Consider the following 21,795-nt stretch of genomic DNA (forward strand, 5'->3'; position numbering starts at 1 on the left):
TGCAAAAGGCCGCCTGCCGCCTCGTCTATACGGGCCGTGAAGGAGCCATCGCATGAGCACGCCGTTTCTGTTTGTCGCCACCGTCCTGATCTGGGGGACGACCTGGATTGCCATCGCCGCCCAGGTCGGAGAACTGGCCGTCACCGTCTCGATCTTCTACCGCTTCGCGCTGGCGGGGGCGGTCATGCTTGCCGGGCTTGCGGTTCTGGGACGGCTGAAGCGCCCCGCCAGATGGTGGTTCGTCATCGTGCAGGCGCTGTGCCTGTTCTGCCTGAACTTCATCGGCCTTTACATGGCCGCCTCCCTGATCCCGTCGGGGCTGGTCTCGGTCATCTTCTCGCTGGCCTCGATCTTCAACGCCGTCAACGCGCGGCTGTTCTTCGGCGACCCGATCCGCGGCCGGACGATACTGGCGGGGGGCTTGGGCGCGCTCGGCCTGCTCCTGCTGTTCTGGAACGACATCGCCGTGATGGTCGATCCGGCCACCCTGGCCGGCATCGGCTGGGCGGTGCTGGGAACCCTGTTCTTTTCCCTGGGAAACATGGCGTCGCGGCAGAACGGTCTGCTGGGAATCACGCCGGTCACGGCCAACGCCTGGGGCATGGCGATCGGCGCGCTGTGCCTGCTGGCCATCGTCATGCTGACGGGGCAGCCTCTGGGCCTGCCGGAGCGGACGAGCTACTGGGTCGCGCTGGTCTATCTGGCGATCGTCGGGTCGGTCGTCGGCTTCACGACCTACCTGATGCTGGTGGCGCGGATCGGCTCGGCCCAGGCCGGATATGCAACCGTCCTGTTCCCCATCGTCGCCCTGACCGCCTCGACCCTGGTGGAGGGCTACCAGTGGACCCCGACGGCGGTGATCGGTCTGGCCCTGGCCTGCGCCGGCAATGCCGTGATGTTCCTGAGGCGGCCCGCGCCCCTGATCGCCTAGCGGACCGCCGGGCGGAGAGGGGATAGCGTCCCGGAAAGGACGCCTATCGCGGCACTCATCATCAGGGGGAATTCTTGGTCGGAGCGAGAGGATTCGAACCTCCGACCCCCTGCTCCCGAAGGAGTTTGGCGGAGGATGAATTTGCAATTAATATCAATTGGTTGCTTTCGCCGTCTTGGCCGCAGCAGGGACTTCTTCAGGGACTTTCCGCCTCCGGTTAGCGAGTGCTTCCAGCCCGGCGGCTACCTCGTCGTCTAGAACATGCGCGTAGCGGAGCGTGGTCTTGATGTCGGCATGGTTCAGAGTCCGCTGCACCAGCTTGACGTTTCCGGTGGCCCGAAGAAGCTTTGTGCCCACATCGTGCCGGATGTCGTGAAACCGGAAGTCAACAACGCCCGCCTTCTCGCGCGTGCGGCGCCATTGGGTCTTAGCCCCCTCCAAGGTGATGGGATACCGCTGCCCCCGCACTTTTCCGGCGCGGGTCTTCATGGCAGTATATGTGAACACCCATTCGGGGTGATGGCCCTTGAGCGGTTCCAGCAGAAACCGGACGGCCTCGGTGATCGGTGTCGTGACCTTCCGCCCCCCTTTGCCCATGATGGTGATCTGCTTGGCACCCCAGTTTACGTCCCGCCACCGCAGAAGGGTTTCGCGGCGGCGCAAGCCCGTGAGACGGGCAAACTCCAACCAAGGCGCATAGTCGGCTCGCACGGCCGCTTCCAGCGCCTCCGCTTCGTGGTCATGCAGTTCTCGCGTTCGCTCCTGCGGCTCCTTCAGCAGGTGGTCGCGCCAGATCGGTTCGTTCGGGAAGCTGTAGCGCCAGACCCTCTTCGCCCGACCGAACAGGTTCTTCAGCACCAATGTGCAGGTTCGATTGACGGTGGCGGAGGAAATGCACGGCATCGGGCTGCCGTCCTTCCGGACTGTCTTTCCACCGATCGTGTGAGAGGCGCGCCAAGCGACCAGTTCGGCAACATCCCGATCTGTGATCTGGTCAAGGCGAGTGTTCTTGCCAAGGCGCCCGATCAGGCGGGCGATGTCGCGCCACGTATCGGCTGCGTTCGCATGGTGCTGCCCGACTTCCTGCCAGTAGCGGCCGAAGGCGATGTCGAGCGTCAGCGGCCCCTTGCCCGCGGCTTTCTGCTGTTCGATGTCGGCCAGCAGTTCCTTCCGAAGGGTCTTCTCTAGGGCTTCGGCTTCGCGCCGGTTCCGGGTTTCGGCATTGCGCTGAACCCGGTGTCCTTTAAGGACGAAGTCAATTTGATAGATGCCTTTTTTATTTGTAAAGACAGACACTTGGGCGTCTCCCGGACCTTCTGGTTCGCGATGAAAGTGCTGAGGTTCTTGGGGGTGAAGCGGTAGGATTTTCGCTTCGCGGTGCCGATGTTGATGAAGCGGAGGCGTCCGGCATGGACGTGGCTCATGACGGATTTCACGCTTATGCCAAGCTTCTCGGCCGCTTCGGCCGCGGTCATCAGCGGAAAATCGTCCGAAGGCCCGGTGGGGGCCTTCGGTTTACGCAGGGTGATGACGGACATCGTCAGACCGTCTTGATGCTGGCCATCCCGCCGAGGCTGGTCTTGATCGCCTCGGCTGCGGCCTGTGCTTCGGCCAGAGTTTTGTAGCCGGTAGAAACGCCCGCATGGCGAACGAAGAAGATCCCGGTTTCAGAAGTAGTGTCGACGATGATCCGCGTCATGCAGCTTCTCCCGCGACACGGGCGCGGGCGGCAAGAGCTTGCGCCACCGCGTCATTCACGAGCGCCTCTTGAACCAGCAACAGCCTAGCTTGAAGGACTTCTGCCAGTTTCAGCAGTTCGTCACGGGTCAGGGCCTCGCCCAAGTCCACGACTACTTCGTCATCCATCGAAGCATCGATGAAGAACAGCTTTTCACCGTCCTCGCCAAGGCACGGCACAACGAGTGCGTTGATCTCAGCCAGGATGTTCTCCGCGCAGGTCACTTCCTCATCCGCCCGCACGTCTTCAAGCATCTGTTCGTCGGTCATTTCTCTTTCTCCTTCGAGGCCTTAACTGAAGCACTGAGGTAGTGTTTGGTCAGCTCGAGTCCGGTTGCGTCTCGCTGCGGCCTATCTTAGTGATATACACTAGAATCGGCCTCATATATCTAATTTATATCTCCAAGATAGGAAACTCGTTGAGCGAGAAACGGAAACAATCTGGGGAACAGATGCTGGTTCGCTTTCCAGAGGGATCAGATCTGCGAAGCCGCCTAGAGGTCGCCGCCAAAGCCAACAACAGGTCAGTGACCGCTGAAATCATGCAGAGATTGGCGGTTTCATTTAGCTCCGAAGAAGATTGGGTAACTCTAACTCAGCGTTCACCAACGATGCGAGCAGAAAGAAAAATAATCGCCGCCGAAGCGCGGTTAATCGAAAGAATCGAGTCACTGGAAGAACGAATTGCAGCAATTGAGGCTAGAAAAAACAGCTGAATATTCTCTAATCCCTGTTGCGATCCACTAAATCTATCCACTCATCATTCGCCAAACGCGTGCCGGACCGAACCTCACGAGAGAGCCGCCTAAGTTTCATCATTATCCCTTCATCGAAGTGAACGTCCACCCCAAATGAATCCCGCAGTTTCTTCTGCGCATCCTCGGCCCAACTGATTGCGTCGCCTGCGACATCCCCTTCATACTCTGCATCTATGTACGGCCGATAGTTTTGGGGTATTTCACGCAGTTTTGCCACTCGCGCACTGTAGGCGACATGATCCTTGATCACCGGACCAAATTCAGCCGAAAGCCTTTTTTGTGCTTCGTTTCTTCCGGCTACCACAGCAGCATGTATCGGATCGAACAAATACCTCATAATATCAAGCACAAAGATCTTCTTAACCTTCGCCTCCAAGTCACCAAAATCCAGCTTTTGCCCCAACTCATTGTGCTGCTGAACCAGGTCATCGTAGAGCTTCCAAGTTTCCCTCCAGCTGTTGGATGCTCCCCATCTACCTCTCATCGCGGCACCAAGCACCACTTCCCGCGTATAGATCGAGACGACAACTCGAAGTCTTTCTATCAAATCTGCGGCTTCTTTTTGCGTATCCTCCCAAAGCTCCGCCTCGATCCCAAACCCCTTGATTTTTTTGAATCGTGACAGCTTTGACATCACAAAGCTAAGTAGCGCCATGCCAAAGGACGCCGCGGCGGAGACCAAGTCGTTATTGTAGAGACGCGCGATGCTAAATGCCAAGAATGTTCCGCCGATCAATGAAAAGGCAACGCGCTCCCAGTTCTTCGAAAGAAACTCCCGCACCCATCCCTCCTATGTTTTGCTGGCTGCGAGCCTACGCATTTGAGAGACGGACGGCAATTTGTCTGTCTTCGTCTTCTCACCCCTTCCGCATGACGGCACGGTGCTGGTCCATCGCCGCCCGTGCGTCGGTCTGCGTCCTGCTGCGACCGAAGCTGTCGGGGGCAGGCAGGGCGTTCCGCACCTCAGCAGCGATCATCCGGGCAAGATTGCGGTCCTGTGACGGATTGCCGGAGCCGGTGACATTAATTGCAATCGACGGGGCGTAGCTGCTGGCAAAGGTCCGGCTGCCCACCAGCCCGCCGGAGGCGAAGCCGGGCAGCTTGCCGGTGTTGATGGCGTCCAGTGCCCGCACCCCGAGTCGCCGCACTGTCTCCTGCGGCATCACGTATTCGCCTTTGTGGACAACGCCTGCGGGCTGATACTTGCCGCCCGCCCCGGTGTATCCCCCAGACGCAAAGCCCATCATACCTGCCAAGCCGGTGGAAAGGGCGTCCCCGCCGATGCCGCCCCAGATCGTCGCGAACAGCCGGTTCGCCGCAAGTTCCGCCAGCCTGTTCAGGAGCTGGCTCACGGCATCCAGGGCGGTGTTGGCCCCGGTGATCCATCCGGTGAAGGCATCTCGGCCTGCCGTCTCGATACTGGCCTTGGCGCTGTCCAGCTGCTGTTGGGCGGCCGCCAGTTCACGTGCTGCCGCTTCGGCCTCCACATAGGCACCTGCCAGCCGGTCGGCCTCTGCCTTCAACTGGGGCGTCACTTCAAGGCCGGACTCCTGCGCCGCTGTCAGCAGATCATGCGCGATCTTCGCCCGGTCCACTGCTGCCGTTTGTTCTTCGACCGATCCGGTTGCGGTGCGGCGGGCGTCGGCTTCGGCCTGCATCGCGGCGATACGCTCGCGCAGGCTTTCGGTTTCACGGTCATAGGCACTGGTCCGGTCGGCCCCGGAAGCGCCGCCTGATCCGCCACCCGACCCGGCAGAGGCAGGCGCGGGCGCCGGGCTGCGGGCATCCTGCCAGTCGCCGTAGCTGTCCACCCCCTGCCGCTGCGGCCGTGGCGAGGTAGTCGGGGCAACGGTGCTGACATAGGCACCGGCCCTCGCCTCGGCGATGGCGGCTGCCCGGTCGTCGGTCTGCAAGCCGTCCAGCCTGCGGATGGCATTGGCGGCTTCGGCCACGGCCGCCGGAATGCGGGCGATGGCGCCCAGCAGGCCGCCCACCGATGCTGTCACGTTGCCCAGACGGGCTGCGTCCAGGTCGCCAAGCCCTGTCACGGTGTTCTGGGCCTCGGTCGCAATCGCGGTCAGTTCGGCTCGGAGTTCTTCGCCCGTGATCGCCCCCGCCTCGAATTGCTGCACGGCCGCTTCCATCTGCGCAGCAAGTTCGGTCATCGTGGCGGCCGCGGTGGTGTTGCCAAGGCCGGTCATCGTCATGGCAGCATTGTTGAGTTCCAGTGCCGTGCCCCGCGCCTCACCGGCAAGGTGGCCGAATTCGATGCCGATCCCTTCGATTTCGGCGCGGGATGCCGCCGACACGTCGCCCAGATTTGCCAGCGACGCCGCCAGGCCGGGTCCGAACAGCTGTGCGGTCATCTGCTGGTCGAAGGGCAGGGCTTCGCGCATTTCCCGCACCAGCCCCAGCATCGTGGCGAGGTCCACGATTCCGGTCTTGAAGACGCTGCCCACGCGGGTCTGAAGTTCGGTAAATTTCCGGTCCAGTTCGGCTGCCTTGGCAATCATCTGTGCGTCCATGACCGCGCCCACCTCATGCGCCCGCGCAATCGTGGCGCGCAGCCCGGCTTCGCCCTGTCCGATCAGTTCCACGAAGCGTTCGCCGCCCGTGCCGCCGAATATCTCATCCGCAATCCTGATCTGCGCCGCCCGGTCCAGGTCTTCCATGCGCCCGATGATTTCCAGCATCAGCGCCGAAGGGTCTTGCAGCTTCGCCGCCAGTTCGGTGCTGGTGAAGCCAAGACGTTGAAACGACTCTGCCGCCGAACCGCCCCCGGTCGTGATCCATTCGTCGGCGCGCAGAGAGAGTTCCTTGAACCCGTCAGTCAGGGCGTCGATACCGATGCGGTTCTGTCGGGCCACGAATGACCATTCCTGAAACGCACCCGTTGAAAGCCCGGCCCGCTTGGCTTCATCGCCCACGCTGGCAATGCCCTTGGCCAGTTCGCCCACCTGCCCCACGATTTCCGCCAGGCTGCCGACTGCGAAGCCCCCCGCGAAAGAGGCCGCCAGTGTCTTGAAGCTGGCACCGACGCGGGCAGCGGCACCGGACATGCTGCTTTCCAGACGGTCGGCTGACTGTTTGGCGCGGCGCTCCACCTGGGAAAACTGCCGGTCGGCGCTGCGGCTGGCCTTGGCCATGTTCCGCTCGAAGTCGCGGATGCGGGCTTCAAGGGCCACCACAAGGCGTTCGGTGTCATCGAGCGGCATGTTTTTTCCTCACCAGATAAGGAAGCCATCGGGCCGTTGGGCCGTGTCTTCGTAAACGCTGCGGAAGTCGTCGCCCTGTGCCGCGCGGGCCACCGCCATTGCCGCGGCAACCGCGCCGTCGATTTTCTCGCGGCTCTTGCTCTTGTTGAACTTGATGTTGCCCGCTGCGTCCGACTCCACCGTCACATTGTCGAAGTTCCAGCGCAGGATAGGGTGCCCGCCGTGGCGCAGCTTTCCGGCAAGGATGGCGCGTTCCAGTTCCCGGCAGGCGGGCGCCATCGTCACCATGCCCTGCCGCATCTCCACCGCGGGCAATCCGGCTTCCAGCAGGTTGTTGAGAGTGCGCCGGGCGCCCCAGGGGTCCACCGCGATTTCCCGCACGTCGAAACGGTCGCAGAGGTCCATGATCCGGTCTTCGACCGTGTCATAGTCTATCACATTGCCGGGGGTCGGTTCGATGAAGCCCTGTTCCGCCCAGCTCACGTAGGGGATGCCGCCATTGGTCTGGCGGGCGTTGAGATTGTCTCCGGGGCAGAAATACCACGGGTGCACGATGTAGCCGCCGTCACTGTCCCGCCACGCGGCAACGATCGCGGTCAGGTCGGAGGTCGAAGACAGGTCCACCCCGAGCCAGCAGGGTTCGCCTTGCAGGGCGTCGAGGTCCACCGGCTCGGCACCTCGGTCATAGACGGCAAGATCCACGAAAGGCGCCGCCGACTGCTGCTGCCAGATGTTCAGGTGATACCGCTTGAAGATCGCGCGTTCGGCGGGCTTGTGCTCCGCCTCTACGGCCGATTGGCGCAGCCCCTCAAGGTCGGGATAGCCGAATTCCAGACCGGGATTGCAGGCGTGCCAGACCGCTTCGTCCCGCCAGTCCGCATCCGCGGTCGTCTCATAAAGGACCGGCAGTGTCGCAGGGTCGTCAATGTCGCCCTTCGCCACCCGGCGGGCATAGTCGATGATGTCGAAGGCAAGGTTCTCCTGCCCGGTCCCTGCGGTCGTCGTCACTACCACGAGAGAATTCGCCACCTTCGCGGCACCTGCCTTCATCGCGCCCCAGAGTTCCCGCGGGTCGCGTTTCGCCCAGGCATGCACTTCGTCGGCAATCACAAGGCTTGGGGTGCGCCCCTGCGCCGTCCCCGCATCGGAGGACAACGCCTCATAGACGATGCCGCCCGGAAAGATGATCTTGTTGGTGTTGTCGCGCAGCTTGGCGCCCCGGCGCGCGTCCACGGTCTTGGCGGTATTGCCCAACGCGGGGGTGAACGCATAGTCGGGGTCGATCATGCCCGATGCTTCGGCATGCACGAGCTTCGCCTGTTTCCGGTCGCTGGCCACGCTGACCAACTGCGCATGCGACCGCCGTTCGGGGCCTTGCCCGTGCAGCAGGATCAGCGCCGCGGCAAGCGTCGTCTTCCGGTTTCCGCGTGGCACCAGCAGCACCGCGTTCCTGACGATCCTGTTCCCGTTCGGATGCCGTGGCCCGTAAATCTGCCGGATGATCCTTTCCTGCCACGGGTCCAGCTGGAAGGCGTGGCCGGGCAGGTTCGATTGCGGGTGCTTCAGCGTCCTGATGAAGTCCACTGCCCGCTGACCGTATCCCATCGGGTCCGGGATTTCCGGGAACGGATTGCAATCAATTGCAATCTTGGCTTGCGGCTTCTTCTTGATGGTGATCGGCATCAGGCGGTCCCCGCCTTGACGCAGCGCAGGTCCAGCCCTTCGCGCCGCCCCAGTTCCTTCGCCTCCTTCAAGTCGTAGACGATGCCGTCGCAGGTCACGCGGTCGGTCACAGAAATGCCGCCCAGCCATCGAATGCGGAAGATCGCAACCGTTTCGGCGGCTTCACCGAAGCTGCGCATGAATTCCTCGGTCGAGGATTGCAGCTTCTGCGCCCGCACCGTCGCTATCGCCGCCCACGTCGCCACGGGGGTGCCCGCCGCGTCCACGGCGAAGGTGGCACGTTCGATTGTCAGCGTCCTGTCGAGTGCCCCGGCCCTCATGCCGCCTCCACCAGATGCGCGCGCAGGGTGATGACCGCATGCGAATGCCTGCCGTCAGGATCGCGCATGAACCGCGTGGCCTGAAAATAGGCGTCGGCGACATGATGGGCTTCCAGCGCCCAAGGACCATCTCGCAGCGTGTCCCGGATCAAGCCACAGATCAGTTTGGCGGTCGCAAGACCGGGTTCATCGGCCCAGACATGCAGATCGAGAAATATCTCGTGACGGGTGCGCATCAGCCCGTCTCCGGCCAGCGCCTGTCCCTCCCCGATCAGGATGCAGGGAAAGAGTTCGGGACCGGCATTGCGGTCGAGGATGTGACCGGCAGGAACCGCCGCAGTGAGTGCAGGCGCCGCGATCAGGCGGGCGCGGATTGCCCGTTGCAGGTCAAGGCTCGCCTCCATCATGCCCCCCTGCCCCACCCGTCCCTGACGGCCTTGCCGATGGCGCGTTTGACTCTTGCCTGGGCGCGCTTGCGGGCGAGACGGAAGCCCGGCCAGAAGAAGGGTTGTGCGACCGTGTCGATGGTGCCGAATTCCACAAGATGCGGATAGCGCACCGCACTGTTGCCCGCCGTCACCAGCACTTCGGTCTCTCCCGCCAGCCGCGCGCCGCCGGGCTGCGAATAGGGCGGGGTCATCTGCCCGGGGGGCGTGACCGCAATGCTGGCGCGCAGGTCGCCCGTGTCCACCGGAGACAGCCGCCGTTGCGTGTCTGCAATCTCGTCCCCGCCCTGCACCAGCGCAGGCGCCACTGCCCGCTTCACCTCCCTGGGGATGGCGGCAAGGCGTCGTCTGAGGCGTTCGGTCTGCTTCGCCATCAGAACACCCAGGTGCGATATGGGGCCATCAGATCGAACAGACCGGGGGAAACCGTAGTGATGCCCACCCCCACCAGCGTGGCTTCGCGGTTTTCATAGAGATGGGCCACAAGCTGCCGCACCGCCTCTTTCAGCGGGTCCGGCGGACCATCGGGATACGCCTCCGCGTCGTCCAACGCAGTGCCGATGAAGGCGCCCACCCAAGCCTCTGCTGCTGCGATCTTCGATTCAATCAGCGCGTCGTCATCGCTGCCCACGATGTTCATATGCGCCTTCAGATCATCAACGTTCAGAATGGTCATTCATTCCTCCATCACGGATCGAAATGAATTTTGCGACTCCCCGCGCCGGTCCCGGGCTGGTTCTGGAAGTTCGGAGATACCCCCCGGTTGCTGATGGGGCTGTATTGCCCGGCCACAGGCGGTCAGGCATCTGCCGAAGGCGGTGCAGGTCCGCGCTTCCATCGGAGGGAGGTGAACGGCCAGTTGCAGCGGCCAGCCCCGCCGCAGCCGTGCCACAAGGGTGGACTTAGTCAGGCCTGCGATGGCGGCGCACTCCGTCAGCGTCAGTTTCCTGCCGTTCAGTTCATACAGCCTGGGGGCCGGGCCGGGCTTCTTCTTCCGTTCGGTCATGCCTGCCCACCTCTGCCTGTCCTGTCCTGCTGCTTCTCTGCCCGTTGCTTCCGGCCCGAATGGCAGCCGGTGCAGAGCGGTTGCCAGTTGGTCTTGTCCCAGAACACCTTCATGTCGCCGCGATGCGGAGTCTTGTGGTCCACGACATTGGCGGGCTTGCCGCACATGACGCAGGCCGGATGCGTCTTCAGGAAGCCTTGCCGGGCCTTGTCCCATGCAGTGTCGTAACCGCGTTGGCGGGCAGTCGGTCGGGACTGATCCGCGCGGGATTTGCGGTCAGCCTCCTGCTTGGCACGACATGGACAGCGGGTTCCGAAGGCAACGGCTTTTCCGCATCCGCAAATCCGGGGGGCACTGACGGGCATAGCTTCGTGTCCTTCATCGGCAGGATGTCCAGTTCGTGACCGAGCACCTGCAACAGCATTTCCAGATGATCCACGCGGGCAGGCGTTTGCCCTGCCATGACGCCCCGGAGGGTGCTGCGGTTGACTCCCGCCCGCTTTGCCAGCGCGCGTTGAGAGACGCGACTTTCCACCATCAGTTGGGCCAGAAGGCGCGGCAGGCATCGGTGAAGGAGGATCATGCGTCGTGATCCTTCTTCCGGGTGCCGAATGCGCCGAAGACCGCACGAAAGCGTTTGGCCAGGTCGGCGGGCTGCTTGGCTTTTGCAGGTTCGCTGCCGAAGATCGCATTGACCAGCTGCACCCGGCCCTTCACGGCAAGGATGATTTCTGCCGGGGTGGCGTCCAGCGTCACTTCGGGCGTCCAGCCAAGCCAGCCCGTGCCCTTGCCGTAGAGGTCCAGCAGAAAGCGGCGGAACGCGATGGGCTGACCGGCTTCGCGCGGATCGTCGTCCGCTTCGATGTCCAGCCCGGCGCAACACAGGACCAGGTGCAGCAGACCGGGGGAAAGGCGCGGCAAGCCGGTGGTCAGCACCTTGCTTTCGAGGAACGGGTGATCTTCGCCCGCTGCCCGCAGCACAGCGCAGGTGGCGGTCAGACTGTGGTCCTGAAGGTCGCGGATCAGCTTCGGAAAGCCGCCTTCGCGCCGGTCGAGTTCAAGGGCGCAACGCAGGCTCGGGCGCAGGCAGAGATGACCCACACCCGAGAGGTCGACTGTCAGTTCCTCGCCCACGCGCATCCCTGCACCTCAGCGTCAGGCCGCTTCGGCGGGGATTTCGAGAATGGCGCCGTCGATCCCGAGACGGAAGGTCGTGCGGGTGATTTCGTCGGCGGTGGAGAACGTATTGCGGGCTGAGAGCACGACTGCCAGAAAGTAGAAGGTGCTCGCCGTGCCGCCCTCGGGGGCGTCGTTGACTTCGACCCTGAAGGCATGGGTGGAATGGCTGTCGGCGGCGGCCCGCGCAGCGATCTGGCCCGCGTCAAGTGCGTCCCGCGCGCAGACCAGTTCCACAACGCCGGAGTCGATGGTGCCCTTGCGCCGCCGCATGTGTTTGTCGGCCACGCTGGCGAAGGTGATTTCGGCACCTTCCGAGCCCCACTCGCCCAGGTCTTCGACTTCCCCGATGGCGACATAGGACAGGGCCGCGAATTCAGCCTCCGTCGCGGCGGAAGAGTTTGCCGGGCCAATGTAAATCTTGGCGCCTGCCGTTGAATGGATCATTGGTCCGTCCTTTGGTTTGCGGTGTCGTGCGGCCCTGCCACCCTTGGCCCGGAAGTGACCGCCAGCGGCTCGGGGGCGGGAGAGTGGCTTTCCGTTGTCGGGCTGGCCGCGTGGCCCTCAGAAAGGTTTCCCCCGATCACGGGACGGCAGCCGGTCAGGCTGCCATCGTTCAGGCTGCCATCGTCAGGAAGCGGAAGGCTTCGGCCTTGGTCATCCCCCCGCCCACGCGGCGCCGGGCATGGAAGCGCACCAGTCCGTTCGCCTGCTGGCTGTAGGGGTCGCGCAGCACGGACAGGTTCACCCGGTCGAAGATGCGGAAGCCGCTGCCGAAGTCGCCGAAGACCACGGGGATTTCCTCTGCATCCGCGTCGGGCAGGTCGGGAAATTCGATCACGGGACGTCCGAGGATCGTGGGCGGGTTGCCTTCGCTGATCGGCTCACGCCACAGGTAGTCGCCTGCGGTGGTTTTCAGCTTTCGGATGGCGCCGATGGTTGTCCGGTTCATGGCCCACACGGCGCGGGCGGCATAGGCGCCCGGCAGCGCGTGGTAGAGGTCGATCAATTCGTCTCCGGTGATGGAGGCGCCCGCCGTGGTGACGCCGTCCACCGTCTCCGTCAGCAAGCCTTTCGGCTGATTGCTGGCATCGCCCAGACCGTTGATGAACGCCGCGCCCTCGGCCCGCCCGAATTCCTCGGCGAGGTCGTAAGCCAGTTCAGATTCGATGTCGAACGCGGCATCTTCCAGCAGCCGGTTGGACACGTCGACGTGGCAGCGCAGTTCATGCACGACGATTTTCTGTTGGCCATAGGTCGGTTCGGTGCCGGTGCTGGCGGCGGTCTCGCCTGTCCAGGCTGCCGTCAGGGTGCCCGTGCGCTTCGGCAGCAGGATTTCCCCGGAAGATGCCGTGGCCACGCGGGCGGCTGCCCGGATCGGCGAGAACAGGACCAGGTTGCGTTGCAGCTCGGCGACGAATTGCTCCGGCGCCAGATAGCCGCCCGCCGTGTCGGTCGAGACGGTCAGCGCCCGCACCTCGTCTGCTGGCACCCGTTCCACACCCCCGCGCACGAATGCCGCGAAGGCACGGGTTTCCGCTGCCGGTTCGGCGGTCGTCTCAACCGTGCCCGGCCGGTTCATCCGGGTCTCCAGCGCCGCCAGCCGGTCTGTCAGCCCGCGCAGTTCGGTGGTCTGCCGGGTCTGATGGTCGGTCACGGCTGCGCGCAGTTCGCCAACAGCGGCGGTGGCCTGCGCCAGCGGATCGGCGGGCGGGTCTTCCCGCGTTTCCAGCGGCGGTGCAGACCGGGTTTCGACGGCGGGGAGGTGTTTCATGCTCGGGTTCCTCGGATGGCGGCCGTTGCGGCTCGAATGCTGGTGACGAAGGCGACCTGATCGGCCGCAGCGGTGGCGGAGACGGCTCGGGTGGCGACAACGCGGCTGCCCGGCACCGCTGGGAAGGCCACGATTGAGATTTCGTGCAGTTCGGCCTGGGTGACGCGGCGGGTGCCTTGCGCCGTGCGTTCATCCCGCAGGGTACGGAAACCGACTGACAGGCCGGTCACGTCGCCTGCCTGCAACAGCGCCCGCACCTCCATTGCCTTTGTCACGGCCAGATTGAGACGGCCCTTGACCGCCAACCCATCGGATCGGGCTTCGATGCTGATCCACGATCCGATGACCTGCGCCGGATCGTGGCTCCAAAGCATCGGAATGGGGGCGCGGGCATTGGCGAAAGCCTGCGGCGCGAATTCGGAGCGGTGACTGTCGACCACGTCGAACCGCACGGCCGTTCCTTCGAGGATGCCGTCATCCCCCGGCACTGCGAACCGCACTTCCGCATCGGCGGTTTCGCCGCGCATCGCTTCGCGGGCCTCGATTGCAGTTGATTGCATTTTCGCCGTCATGCTTCCCCCGCTCTTTCGGCGGCCGAACCGGAAGCGGAATTTGCAATTGATTGCACTTCGCCCGTCATCAGATGGTCGAGGACCGCCACGGCCAGCGCAAATGCGTCCAGCACCGGGCGAGGCGCGACATAGGCTGCGATCAGGGCCTGCGCCTCTTGTGGATCGGTGCCGCCGCCGATCAGGGCCAAGCGGATGGTGGCATGAAGGTCGGCCAGGCGGAATTCGGTGGCCATCACGCGCCGGGTGAAGCCGCCGATGCCGGTGCCAGTGATGCGTTCGAGTTCGGCGACCAGTTCCGGGGTCAGCCGGAAGTCGCGGTCCCTGTCGCCGAAGAATTGCCGCAGGGCAGGTTGCGCCGGGACGGGTTGCACCGGGACGGGTTGCGCGTTCATGAGGCGCCCCCTTGTGCGGCGGTCGTCGTGTGCGGGTTCAGGAATGCATCGCCGCCATCGTAAGGCGCACGATTTTCCATCTGGCGAACCTCGTTCGGGTTCAGGACGCGGGCCGCGATCAGTTGCGAATAGGCGGCAGCGCGGGCGGAGAGATCGGACCGCAGCAGGTCGTCCACCAGGAATTCGGTATAGACGGTCTGCCGTTCATCGGGCAGCAGCAGCTTCAGGCGAATTTCGCCCGTCCAGCATTTGAGCCAGCGGTCGAGCGTGAAGCGCAGAAAGGTCGCGCCCATTTCGGAGGCGTTTCCCCACGTCGCCCGGCCCAGGTCGAAAAGCAGGTGCGGCGGCACCCGGAAGACGCGGGCAATCTCGGTGACGGCGTGGCCCCAGATTTCGAGAAACTGGGCGTCGACGGAGGAAAACGCCAGCGGTGTGAAGCCGCCGCCTTCTTCGAGAATTGCGGTGCCGCCGCTGTTGCCGCCCGCTGTTGCGGCCTGCCAGGATGCTTTCATCCGCGCCGCTGTATCGGCGCCGATTTTCGAGGGAAATGACAGCAGGCCACTGGGGCGCCCGCCCTGCCGGAACAGGTTTCCCGCGTGGCGTTCCAGTGCCAGGCACAGGCCGATGGCTTCGCGGCATTCCAGCACCGGGGAAGCACCGGAAAAGCCGTTGGTCGATGGTGCCGCAATGTGCAGCACGTCGCGGCGGTCGAGAAAGCGCCCGGTGCTGGTGCCGGTCAGCCGATATACCGGTTCCCCGGTCGTGCGGTCCTGCTGCACGGTGACAGTCGCAGGATCGAGGCGGATCAGTTCGCGCGGGGTGCCTGCGCCATCGCGTCCGACATGGGCGAAGCCGTTGCCGTGCAGCAGCGCGTCGCGGGTCAGCTGCTCGCGGAACAGGGCTGCCGGGGTCCAGCCGTTGGCCTCGCCGTGCAGCAGCGCGTAAACCGGATGCCCCGTAGCCCGCGAACGCGCGCCGCTGGCGCCTCGTTCGTAGAGGTGCAGGGGAAGGCCGCCCACCGCCTCGCAGATGGCTTCAACAGCGGCTCGGACCGGCGCACAGCGCATGGCGGTGGCCGGGGTGACGGTGACGCCGGAGTTGACCGGCGCCGCGCCGAGCAGATCGAAAAGCCAAGCGGCCGGGTCGGCAAGCGAACGCTGCTCATCGCCGTTTGCAATTGATTGCACTGGCGCGGAGGCGGTCTCGATTTTCTGGCGGCGGAAGGAAAAACCCACGGAGCACCTCGGGCAAGCGTTGACTTCGCCTGCCGGTGTCCTCCGGCTCCATGCGCATGGCCCGGTCGGCCGGGCAGTGCATCAAGCCCCAACACATTCGCATGCGGGTAGTGTTTTGACAACATCGGCCTTGTCGTGAATTTGGGCCAATCGCGGCGCGGAGGGGGGCTTTTGGGGGGTGGGTCCGACCCGAGGGGAGGACTGGGTGAGCGAAGCGAACTTCTTCCCGGAACGCAGTGAAGGGCTTCTTCCCGGAACGAGCGAAGCGGGTCCGGGCAGAATGTCCCTTTTGAACGAAGTGAAAAAAGGGAGGGTTCTACGAGATACGAAGTATCGAGTAGTGTAATCGACTAGATCGCAGACTAGCTCATGGACTAGCTCATCGGGGGTTCCGGGATGAGCTAATCTGAGGTCAGTTTCAGCGACTTAGCAGGGCCATGTATGATGGCCAAAAGTTCTTCGTAGGACTGCGGCTGGTCAGCAGGTTTTCCACCCCATCCCAGTGGTAGGGAAGCCGTCTTGGTGGGTAAGTCCGAGGCAGACGCGGGCTGCTTTGAAGTGAAATTAACTGCATTTCCCGCCCCAAGATGCAGCCAGTCTTCGTTCTTCGCTTCGATCAGTTCCAGAGCAAGGGCCGTTGGACGAATGAAGGTGACTACCCGCGTCCCGCCATGCCGCCCCCGCACCTTTTCCAGAAGCCCGCTCAGTTCCAGAAGTTCGACCTGCCGTTTGAAGGTGGCAACGGAAACCTTCGTCCACCGTGCCCAGTCCTGATGCGGGTAAGCCGCCCAGAACCCCTTCTTGCCTGGGCGCCGGGATGTCGACCTGCGCCAGACCTTGAGGATAACGCCCATAACCCTTGCGACAGTCGGATGCTGCTTGAAGAACCCCCGCAGTTCAGCGGCGGTGGAAATGGGTGGCGCTGTTGGCAGGGCCTTCTCCGCCGCACTTGGGGTTACAGCCTGCTTCTTCTTTTCGGCTGCCTCGGCTTGCGCCACCAGCGCGGCTAGCTTGGCCTTCATCTTCGCCTGATAGGCCTGACCGAAGATCGGATTGCTCATGATGGCTTCCCCCCTGCCGTTCGTGCCCCCCGAACGCCACTGATCTGCGCAGGGAACGACTCGCGAACGATCCCGGAACGCGCGTCCAGGACTTTCAGGGACTTTTTCAGGGACTTTCGGCGCCGGTTCAGGGAATCCGGCTCCCTTTCGTTCTTCTTTGTTCTCCCAGACCCCTCGGAGGGATTCAGAAATTTTCCAAGATTTTCAGGGGTATACATGGTCGGAGCGAGAGGATTCGAACCTCCGACCCCCTGCTCCCGAAGCAGGTGCGCTACCAGGCTGCGCTACGCTCCGACCGTGTGGGCGGGGGTTACAGGCTCCCGCGCGGCTTTGCAAGGGGCATCCTGCGCGGGCCGGCCTCGCGCGCGGCGCCGGGCCGCGCGGGCCGGTCAGACGGGGCCGGCGCCACCCCGGACGGGCAGGAAGCGGCGCAGGACCGAGGGGCGCGGGGCAAGGCTTTGCGCACGGCCCGCGCTGCGGCTGACCGGCTGCAGCGAGGCGGGCGACCGCCCCTCGCGCAGCACGATATAGATGCCGGATCCCACGATGACGGCGGTGCCGAGGATCGTCGTGCCATCCACGCCCTCGCCGAACAGCAGATAGCCGTAAAGCGTGGCCCACAGGATCTGCGAATACTGCATCGGCGCCACCACCACCGCCTCGCCGGAGCGGTAGGCGCGGATCAGCAGCAGCGAGCCGCCGAGGCCCAGCATCGCGATCACCGCCCACAGCCCCAGATGGGCCAGCGGCACCGGCACATAGACGAAGGGCATCGCCGCCGCCATCACCAGGAAGTTGGCCATCAGCGGATAGACCAGCAGCACGACCGACCGTTCGTCGCGCCCGATCCGCCGCACCACGACCGACCCCGTCGCGCCCGCCAGCGCCGACAACAGCGCCGCGGCATGGCCCGCGGTCAGATCCTGCCCGCCGGGCCGCAGCACGATCAGCACTCCGGCCAGTCCGGTCGCCACCGCCAGCCAGCGGCGCAGGCGCACCGTTTCGCCGAGGATCGGGATCGCCAGCACCGTCACGATCAGCGGCGCGGCGAAGAGCAGCGCATAGACCTGCGCCAGGGGCAGCACCGAATAGGCATAGAAGGCCGAGGTGCCGGCCGCGACCGAACACAGCGTCCGCAACGCCGTCCACCACGGGTGCTTGGGGATCAGGTTGCCGTCGGACCGGTCGTTGATCAGCAGGAAGGTGACCAGCGGAAAGGACAGGAGCGCCGCGAAGAACACGATCTGGAAGGCGGAATAGGTCTGCCCCAGCGTCTTGATGATCGCGTCATGGGTGGAAAACACCCCCATCGCCGCCAGCGCGAACAGCGCCCCCCGCGCATTGCCTGCGGTTCCGCTGCCCGTCATCGCCCGATCCTGCCCGCCTGCCTCACCTGTCCGGCTGGGGAACACGGGCGGCGCGGCGAAGGTTCCGCCGCGCCGCCCGGGCCGGTCACAGCGACGCGTCGAGCGCCGCGACGATCCGGGCGCCCATCTCGGCGGTCGAGACCGGCGTGCCGCCCTCCGGCCCCATCAGGTCGGCGGTGCGCACGCCCTGAGCCAGCACCGTCTCGACCGCCTGTTCCAGACGGTCGGCCTCGGCCCCCATGTCGAAGCTGTAGCGCAGCGCCATGGCGAAGCTGAGGATGCAGGCGATCGGGTTGGCCTTGCCCTGGCCGGCGATGTCGGGGGCGGAGCCGTGGACGGGTTCGTACAGCGCCTTGGGCCGGCCGTTCGCCATCGGCGCGCCGAGGCTGGCCGAGGGCAGCATCCCGAGCGAGCCGGTCAGCATCGCGGCAAGGTCCGACAGGAGGTCGCCGAACAGGTTGTCGGTCACGATCACGTCGAACTGCTTGGGCCAGCGGGTCAGCTGCATCGCCCCCGCATCGGCATACATATGGGTCAGCGCCACGTCGGGATATTCCTCGTCGCGCACCTTCTGGGTGACCTCGCGCCACAGGATGCCCGATTCCATGACGTTGGCCTTTTCCATGGAACAGACCTTGCCGCCGCGCTTGCGCGCCAGTTCGAAGGCCGAGCGGGCGACGCGCGCGATCTCGCTTTCGGTATAGCGCTGCGTGTTGATGCCCACGCGCTCGTTGCCCTCGGTGAAGATGCCGCGCGGCTCGCCGAAATAGACGCCCGAGGTGAGCTCGCGCACGATCATGATGTCGAGCCCGGCGACCACGTCCTTCTTCAGCGACGAAAAGTCGGCCAGCGCGTCGAAGCACTGCGCCGGGCGCAGGTTCGCGTAGAGGTCCATCTCCTTGCGCAGCCGCAGCAGCCCGCGTTCCGGCTTCACGCTGAAGTCGAGGTCGTCGTATTTCGGGCCGCCCACCGCGCCCAGCAGGACCGCGTCCACCGCCTGCGCGCGTTCCATCGTCGCATCGGTCAGGGGCGTGCCATGCGCATCATAGGAACAGCCGCCGACCAGCCCCTCCTCGACGTCGAAGGCGATGCCCCGCTTCGTGCCGAGCCAGCCGATGATCTTCTTGACCTCGGTCATGACCTCGGGGCCGATGCCATCACCGGCGAGAATAAGAAGCGAGGGATTTGCCACGATGTTCCTCCGTAGGGCCGCGAACTGCGTCCCATGCGGCCTAGCCAAGGCCTTTCCCGGGGTCAAGCGCGGCGGCGGGCGAAGGCGCCCCTCAGGCCCGCCCCGCCGCCCCGGACAGGCTGACGGGATCGACGCCTAGCGATTTCAGCGCGCCTTCCCACTTGCCGGGATCGTCGGGCGAGAACACGAGATCGGGCGAGGCATCGGCCGTCAGCCAGCCGTTGCGCAGGATTTCGGATTCCAGCTGCCCCGGCCCCCAGCCGGCGTAGCCGAGCGCCAGCAGCGACCGCTCCGGCCCGTCGCCGGCCGCGATGGCCTGCAGGATGTCCATCGTCGCGGTCATGGCGAAGCGGGCGTCGACATGCAGCGTCGCCTCGCCGCCCGGATAGTCGTCGGAATGCAGCACGAAGCCGCGGCCATGTTCCACCGGGCCGCCGAAATGCACCCGGATCTCGGACCCGCCGAGGCTTTGCCGCACCCCCAGCTGGCTCAGCAGATGCGAGAAGGACAGGTCATGCGCGGGCTTGTTCACGATCAGGCCCATCGCGCCCTCGGGCGAATGGGCGCAGAGATAGACGACGCTGCGCTCGAAGCGCGGATCGCCCATCCCCGGCATGGAGATCAGCAGTTTTCCCGTCAGGTCCATCGTCAGATTCCCGGCCTTTCCCCGAACATCGCGCCGCCGCCGGGCCGGTGCAAGGCCCGCGGGCCGGGAAAGCCGGCGCAGCCGGGCCACAGCTGCGGGGATTGGCGCGAATGTGACTTTCCGCCCGGGGTCGCGGCGCGATAGATGTGCCGGCCATGAACCGCCACCGCCCCAGCCCCTTTCCTCGTCCCCTTCGTCGCGGGCCGCTCGCCCTGGTCCTCGCCGCGCTGCTGGCGGTGCCCTTCGGCGCCGGTCTCTTCGCTCCGGGCCCGGCGATGGCCCAGTCCGTCCAGCCCGACCAGCTGGTGGCGGCGCGGCTGATGCCCGGCTGGGACACCGGCCGCGGCACCCATATGGCGGCGCTGCGGCTCGATCTGGCAGAAGGGTGGAAGACCTACTGGCGCGCGCCGGGCGATGCCGGCATCCCGCCGCAATTCGACTGGTCGGGGTCAGAGAACGTGGCCGCGGTCCGGCTGCACTGGCCGGCCCCGCTGATGTTCGAACTGGGCGGGATGCGGACCTTCGGCTATCGCCGCCAGCTGGTGCTGCCGGTCGAGGTGACGCCGCGCGATCCGTCCCGGCCGATCGCGCTGAAGGGCACGGTGAACCTCGGCATCTGCCGCGACATCTGCGTGCCGCTGTCGCTGACCATCGGCGGCCCCCTGCCGGCCGGCGGCGCGCCGTCCGAGGAGATCCGCGCCGCGCTCGCCGCCCAGCCCAGACCCGGGGCAGAGGTCGGCGCCCGCACGGTCCAGTGCCGGCTGGACCCGATCCGCGACGGGCTGCGGCTGACGGCGGTGCTGGAATCGCGGGTGCCGCAGGACGCGGTGGCGGTGATCGAAACCTCCGATCCCTCGATCTGGGTGTCGGAGACAGAGACCGTCCGCCAGGGCGGGCAGCTGATCTCGACCGCCGACCTGCTGCCGGGGACGCGGGGGCCGATGGCGCTGGACCGGTCCGGCGTGACCATCACCCTGATCGGCAGCACCGGCGCGGTGGAACTGAAGGGCTGCCCCGCCAACTGAGGCGTCCCGGTCCGGTCCCGTCACTTGCGGCGGCGGTGCTCCTCCAGCCGCGGCAGGATCTCGACGAAGTTGCAGGGCCGGTGGCGATAGTCGAGCTGCCAGACGAGGATCTCGTCCCAGGCGTCGCGGCAGGCCCCGGTCGATCCCGGCAGCGCGAACAGGTAGGTGCCCCCCGCGACGCCGCCGCAGGCCCGGCTTTGCACCGCCGAGGTGCCGATCTTCTGCATCGACACCATCGTGAACACGGTGCCGAAGGCCTCGATCTCTTTCTCGTAGACGTCGCGATGCGCCTCGACCGTCACGTCGCGGCCGGTCAGCCCGGTGCCGCCGGTGGTCAGGATCACGTCGATGCCCGGGTCGGCGATCCAGTCCTGCAACTGCGCGCGGATCTGTGCCCGGTCGTCGGGCAGGATCGCCCGCGCCGCCAGCCGGTGCCCCGCCGCGGTCAGCCGTTCGACCAGCAGGTCGCCGGACCGGTCCTCGGCCAGGGTGCGCGTGTCGGACAGCGCCAGCACCGCGATGCCCACCGGAATGAAGTCGCGGCTGTCGTCGATGCGGCTCATGCAATCTCCCTCAGTTTCGCGCGCAGGGACAGCAGGTCGGCCCAGGCCTCGCGCTTGGCCTCGGGCGTGCGCAGCAGATAGGCGGGGTGCGTCATCGGCAGCACCGGCTTGCCCCAGGCTTCGGCCCATTGGCCCCGCAGCTTCAGGATGCCCCCGCGCCCCAGCACCGCCTGACAGGGCGTATTGCCCATCAGCACCAGCACATCCGGGTCCGCCAGCCGCACATGCGCCTTCAGGAACGGGCGCATCATCGCGATCTCGTCCGGGTCGGGCGTGCGGTTCTGCGGCGGACGCCAGGGCAGCACGTTGCAGATGTACAGCGCGGCCTCGGCATCGGGCGCGCCGCGCGACAGGCCGATCGCCGCGAACATCCGGTCCAGCAGCCGCCCCGCCGCGCCCACGAAGGGCTTGCCCTGGATGTCCTCGTCGCGCCCCGGCGCCTCGCCCACGATCATCACCCGCGCGCCGGGCCGGCCGTCGCAGAAGACGAAGTTGCGCGCGCCCTTCTTCAGCTCGCAATGGTCGAAGTCCTGCAGCACCGCCGCCAGATCGTCGAGCGTTGCCGCCGGGCCCGCCAGCGCCTCGGCTACCGCTGCCGGGTCGACCTTCGCGGGCTCGGGCGGCGGGGTCCAGGCCTGCCGCGCCGGACCGCCCGCCGCCGGGGCCGCCGGGGCGGGGGCCGCAGGAACCGGGGCC

General features: G+C 65.5%; 28 protein-coding genes and 1 tRNA gene. 3 read left to right on the forward strand and 26 right to left on the reverse strand.

Annotated features, from left to right (window positions below; genetic code table 11):
• Positions 1–52: 52 nt before the first annotated feature.
• Positions 53–931: a DMT family transporter gene (locus EEY80_RS16835; protein WP_126978507.1), complete on the forward strand. Its 879-nt coding sequence runs from the start codon at positions 53–55 to the stop codon at positions 929–931.
• Positions 932–1,084: 153 nt separating this feature from the next.
• Here EEY80_RS16835 and EEY80_RS16840 read toward each other — a convergent pair whose 3' ends face one another.
• Genes EEY80_RS16840 through EEY80_RS16850 form a run of 4 tightly spaced genes read right to left on the reverse strand, consistent with a single transcriptional unit; the run spans position 1,085 to position 2,938 of the window.
• Positions 1,085–2,227 carry a tyrosine-type recombinase/integrase gene (locus EEY80_RS16840; RefSeq protein ID WP_126978509.1) on the reverse strand — a complete coding sequence of 381 codons (1,143 nt, stop codon included), beginning with the start codon at positions 2,225–2,227 and terminating at the stop codon, positions 1,085–1,087.
• Positions 2,116–2,469, reverse strand: coding sequence for a helix-turn-helix domain-containing protein (locus EEY80_RS16845; RefSeq protein ID WP_126978511.1), 354 nt, complete (start codon positions 2,467–2,469; stop codon positions 2,116–2,118). The genes EEY80_RS16840 and EEY80_RS16845 overlap by 112 nt, the downstream gene beginning before the upstream one ends.
• A gap of 2 nt (positions 2,470–2,471) precedes the next feature.
• Complete coding sequence (locus tag EEY80_RS20175) at positions 2,472–2,630, reverse strand: hypothetical protein (RefSeq protein ID WP_164738289.1); 159 nt, start codon at positions 2,628–2,630, stop codon at positions 2,472–2,474.
• The gene (locus EEY80_RS16850; RefSeq protein ID WP_126978513.1) at positions 2,627–2,938 is read right to left on the reverse strand and encodes a hypothetical protein; all 312 of its coding nucleotides are present in this window, start codon (positions 2,936–2,938) and stop codon (positions 2,627–2,629) included. The genes EEY80_RS20175 and EEY80_RS16850 overlap by 4 nt, the downstream gene beginning before the upstream one ends.
• A gap of 149 nt (positions 2,939–3,087) precedes the next feature.
• Between EEY80_RS16850 and EEY80_RS16855 the strand changes: the two genes are divergently transcribed.
• On the forward strand, positions 3,088–3,384 hold the full coding sequence (locus EEY80_RS16855; protein ID WP_126978515.1) for an Arc family DNA-binding protein: 297 nt from the start codon (positions 3,088–3,090) through the stop codon (positions 3,382–3,384).
• A 7-nt stretch (positions 3,385–3,391) separates the two neighbouring features.
• Here the strand turns inward: EEY80_RS16855 and EEY80_RS16860 are convergent, their stop codons facing one another.
• From EEY80_RS16860 to EEY80_RS16960, 20 genes are all read right to left on the reverse strand, one after another.
• A complete protein-coding gene (locus EEY80_RS16860) occupies positions 3,392–4,207 on the reverse strand; it encodes a hypothetical protein (protein WP_126978517.1) in 816 nt (271 codons plus the stop codon).
• A 76-nt stretch (positions 4,208–4,283) separates the two neighbouring features.
• Entirely contained in the window at positions 4,284–6,641 is a 2,358-nt protein-coding gene (locus EEY80_RS16865) for a phage tail tape measure protein (RefSeq protein ID WP_126978519.1), read from the reverse strand.
• A 9-nt stretch (positions 6,642–6,650) separates the two neighbouring features.
• Positions 6,651–8,324: a terminase large subunit gene (locus tag EEY80_RS16870; protein ID WP_126978521.1), complete on the reverse strand. Its 1,674-nt coding sequence runs from the start codon at positions 8,322–8,324 to the stop codon at positions 6,651–6,653.
• Positions 8,324–8,644, reverse strand: coding sequence for a head-tail adaptor protein (locus EEY80_RS16875; RefSeq protein WP_126978523.1), 321 nt, complete (start codon positions 8,642–8,644; stop codon positions 8,324–8,326). The genes EEY80_RS16870 and EEY80_RS16875 overlap by 1 nt, the downstream gene beginning before the upstream one ends.
• Entirely contained in the window at positions 8,641–9,051 is a 411-nt protein-coding gene (locus EEY80_RS16880) for a DUF3168 domain-containing protein (protein ID WP_126978525.1), read from the reverse strand. The genes EEY80_RS16875 and EEY80_RS16880 overlap by 4 nt, the downstream gene beginning before the upstream one ends.
• Positions 9,048–9,464, reverse strand: coding sequence for an HK97-gp10 family putative phage morphogenesis protein (locus tag EEY80_RS16885; RefSeq protein ID WP_126978527.1), 417 nt, complete (start codon positions 9,462–9,464; stop codon positions 9,048–9,050). The genes EEY80_RS16880 and EEY80_RS16885 overlap by 4 nt, the downstream gene beginning before the upstream one ends.
• Positions 9,464–9,766 (reverse strand): head-tail connector protein, encoded by a 303-nt coding sequence (locus tag EEY80_RS16890; RefSeq protein ID WP_126978529.1) that lies wholly within the window; start codon positions 9,764–9,766, stop codon positions 9,464–9,466. The genes EEY80_RS16885 and EEY80_RS16890 overlap by 1 nt, the downstream gene beginning before the upstream one ends.
• Positions 9,767–10,096 carry a hypothetical protein gene (locus EEY80_RS16895; RefSeq protein WP_126978531.1) on the reverse strand — a complete coding sequence of 110 codons (330 nt, stop codon included), beginning with the start codon at positions 10,094–10,096 and terminating at the stop codon, positions 9,767–9,769.
• 187 nt (positions 10,097–10,283) lie between these two features.
• On the reverse strand, positions 10,284–10,679 hold the full coding sequence (locus tag EEY80_RS20685) for a helix-turn-helix domain-containing protein (protein ID WP_126978535.1): 396 nt from the start codon (positions 10,677–10,679) through the stop codon (positions 10,284–10,286).
• Positions 10,676–11,230 carry a hypothetical protein gene (locus EEY80_RS16910; protein ID WP_126978537.1) on the reverse strand — a complete coding sequence of 185 codons (555 nt, stop codon included), beginning with the start codon at positions 11,228–11,230 and terminating at the stop codon, positions 10,676–10,678. The genes EEY80_RS20685 and EEY80_RS16910 overlap by 4 nt, the downstream gene beginning before the upstream one ends.
• 21 nt (positions 11,231–11,251) lie before the next feature.
• Entirely contained in the window at positions 11,252–11,719 is a 468-nt protein-coding gene (locus EEY80_RS16915; protein ID WP_126978539.1) for a hypothetical protein, read from the reverse strand.
• A gap of 169 nt (positions 11,720–11,888) precedes the next feature.
• On the reverse strand, positions 11,889–13,046 hold the full coding sequence (locus EEY80_RS16920; protein ID WP_126978541.1) for a phage major capsid protein: 1,158 nt from the start codon (positions 13,044–13,046) through the stop codon (positions 11,889–11,891).
• Positions 13,043–13,618 (reverse strand): HK97 family phage prohead protease, encoded by a 576-nt coding sequence (locus tag EEY80_RS16925; protein ID WP_126978543.1) that lies wholly within the window; start codon positions 13,616–13,618, stop codon positions 13,043–13,045. The genes EEY80_RS16920 and EEY80_RS16925 overlap by 4 nt, the downstream gene beginning before the upstream one ends.
• A complete protein-coding gene (locus EEY80_RS16930) occupies positions 13,615–14,010 on the reverse strand; it encodes a gene transfer agent family protein (protein WP_126978545.1) in 396 nt (131 codons plus the stop codon). The genes EEY80_RS16925 and EEY80_RS16930 overlap by 4 nt, the downstream gene beginning before the upstream one ends.
• Entirely contained in the window at positions 14,007–15,245 is a 1,239-nt protein-coding gene (locus EEY80_RS16935) for a phage portal protein (RefSeq protein ID WP_126978547.1), read from the reverse strand. The genes EEY80_RS16930 and EEY80_RS16935 overlap by 4 nt, the downstream gene beginning before the upstream one ends.
• A 401-nt stretch (positions 15,246–15,646) precedes the next feature.
• Positions 15,647–16,306: a hypothetical protein gene (locus tag EEY80_RS16940; protein ID WP_126978549.1), complete on the reverse strand. Its 660-nt coding sequence runs from the start codon at positions 16,304–16,306 to the stop codon at positions 15,647–15,649.
• Between the two features lie 217 nt (positions 16,307–16,523).
• Positions 16,524–16,600, reverse strand: a tRNA-Pro gene (locus tag EEY80_RS16945).
• Positions 16,601–16,695: 95 nt separating this feature from the next.
• Positions 16,696–17,673 carry a DMT family transporter gene (locus tag EEY80_RS16950; protein WP_126978551.1) on the reverse strand — a complete coding sequence of 326 codons (978 nt, stop codon included), beginning with the start codon at positions 17,671–17,673 and terminating at the stop codon, positions 16,696–16,698.
• An 85-nt stretch (positions 17,674–17,758) separates the two neighbouring features.
• Positions 17,759–18,865: a 3-isopropylmalate dehydrogenase gene (gene leuB, locus EEY80_RS16955; protein ID WP_126978553.1), complete on the reverse strand. Its 1,107-nt coding sequence runs from the start codon at positions 18,863–18,865 to the stop codon at positions 17,759–17,761.
• 91 nt (positions 18,866–18,956) lie between these two features.
• Complete coding sequence (locus EEY80_RS16960) at positions 18,957–19,511, reverse strand: YqgE/AlgH family protein (RefSeq protein WP_126978555.1); 555 nt, start codon at positions 19,509–19,511, stop codon at positions 18,957–18,959.
• Between the two features lie 155 nt (positions 19,512–19,666).
• On the opposite strand from EEY80_RS16960, the gene EEY80_RS16965 reads away from it, so the two are divergent.
• A complete protein-coding gene (locus EEY80_RS16965) occupies positions 19,667–20,536 on the forward strand; it encodes a protein-disulfide reductase DsbD domain-containing protein (protein WP_235829889.1) in 870 nt (289 codons plus the stop codon).
• 20 nt (positions 20,537–20,556) lie between these two features.
• Here EEY80_RS16965 and moaB read toward each other — a convergent pair whose 3' ends face one another.
• Positions 20,557–21,099 carry a molybdenum cofactor biosynthesis protein B gene (gene moaB, locus EEY80_RS16970; RefSeq protein WP_126978557.1) on the reverse strand — a complete coding sequence of 181 codons (543 nt, stop codon included), beginning with the start codon at positions 21,097–21,099 and terminating at the stop codon, positions 20,557–20,559.
• On the reverse strand, positions 21,096–21,795 hold a 700-nt coding region (locus EEY80_RS16975), incomplete at its 5' end, for a uracil-DNA glycosylase (protein WP_164738291.1). The genes EEY80_RS16975 and moaB, both read right to left, overlap by 4 nt.

The organism is Frigidibacter oleivorans, assembly GCF_003993775.1.
GTDB lineage: Bacteria > Pseudomonadota > Alphaproteobacteria > Rhodobacterales > Rhodobacteraceae > Frigidibacter > Frigidibacter oleivorans.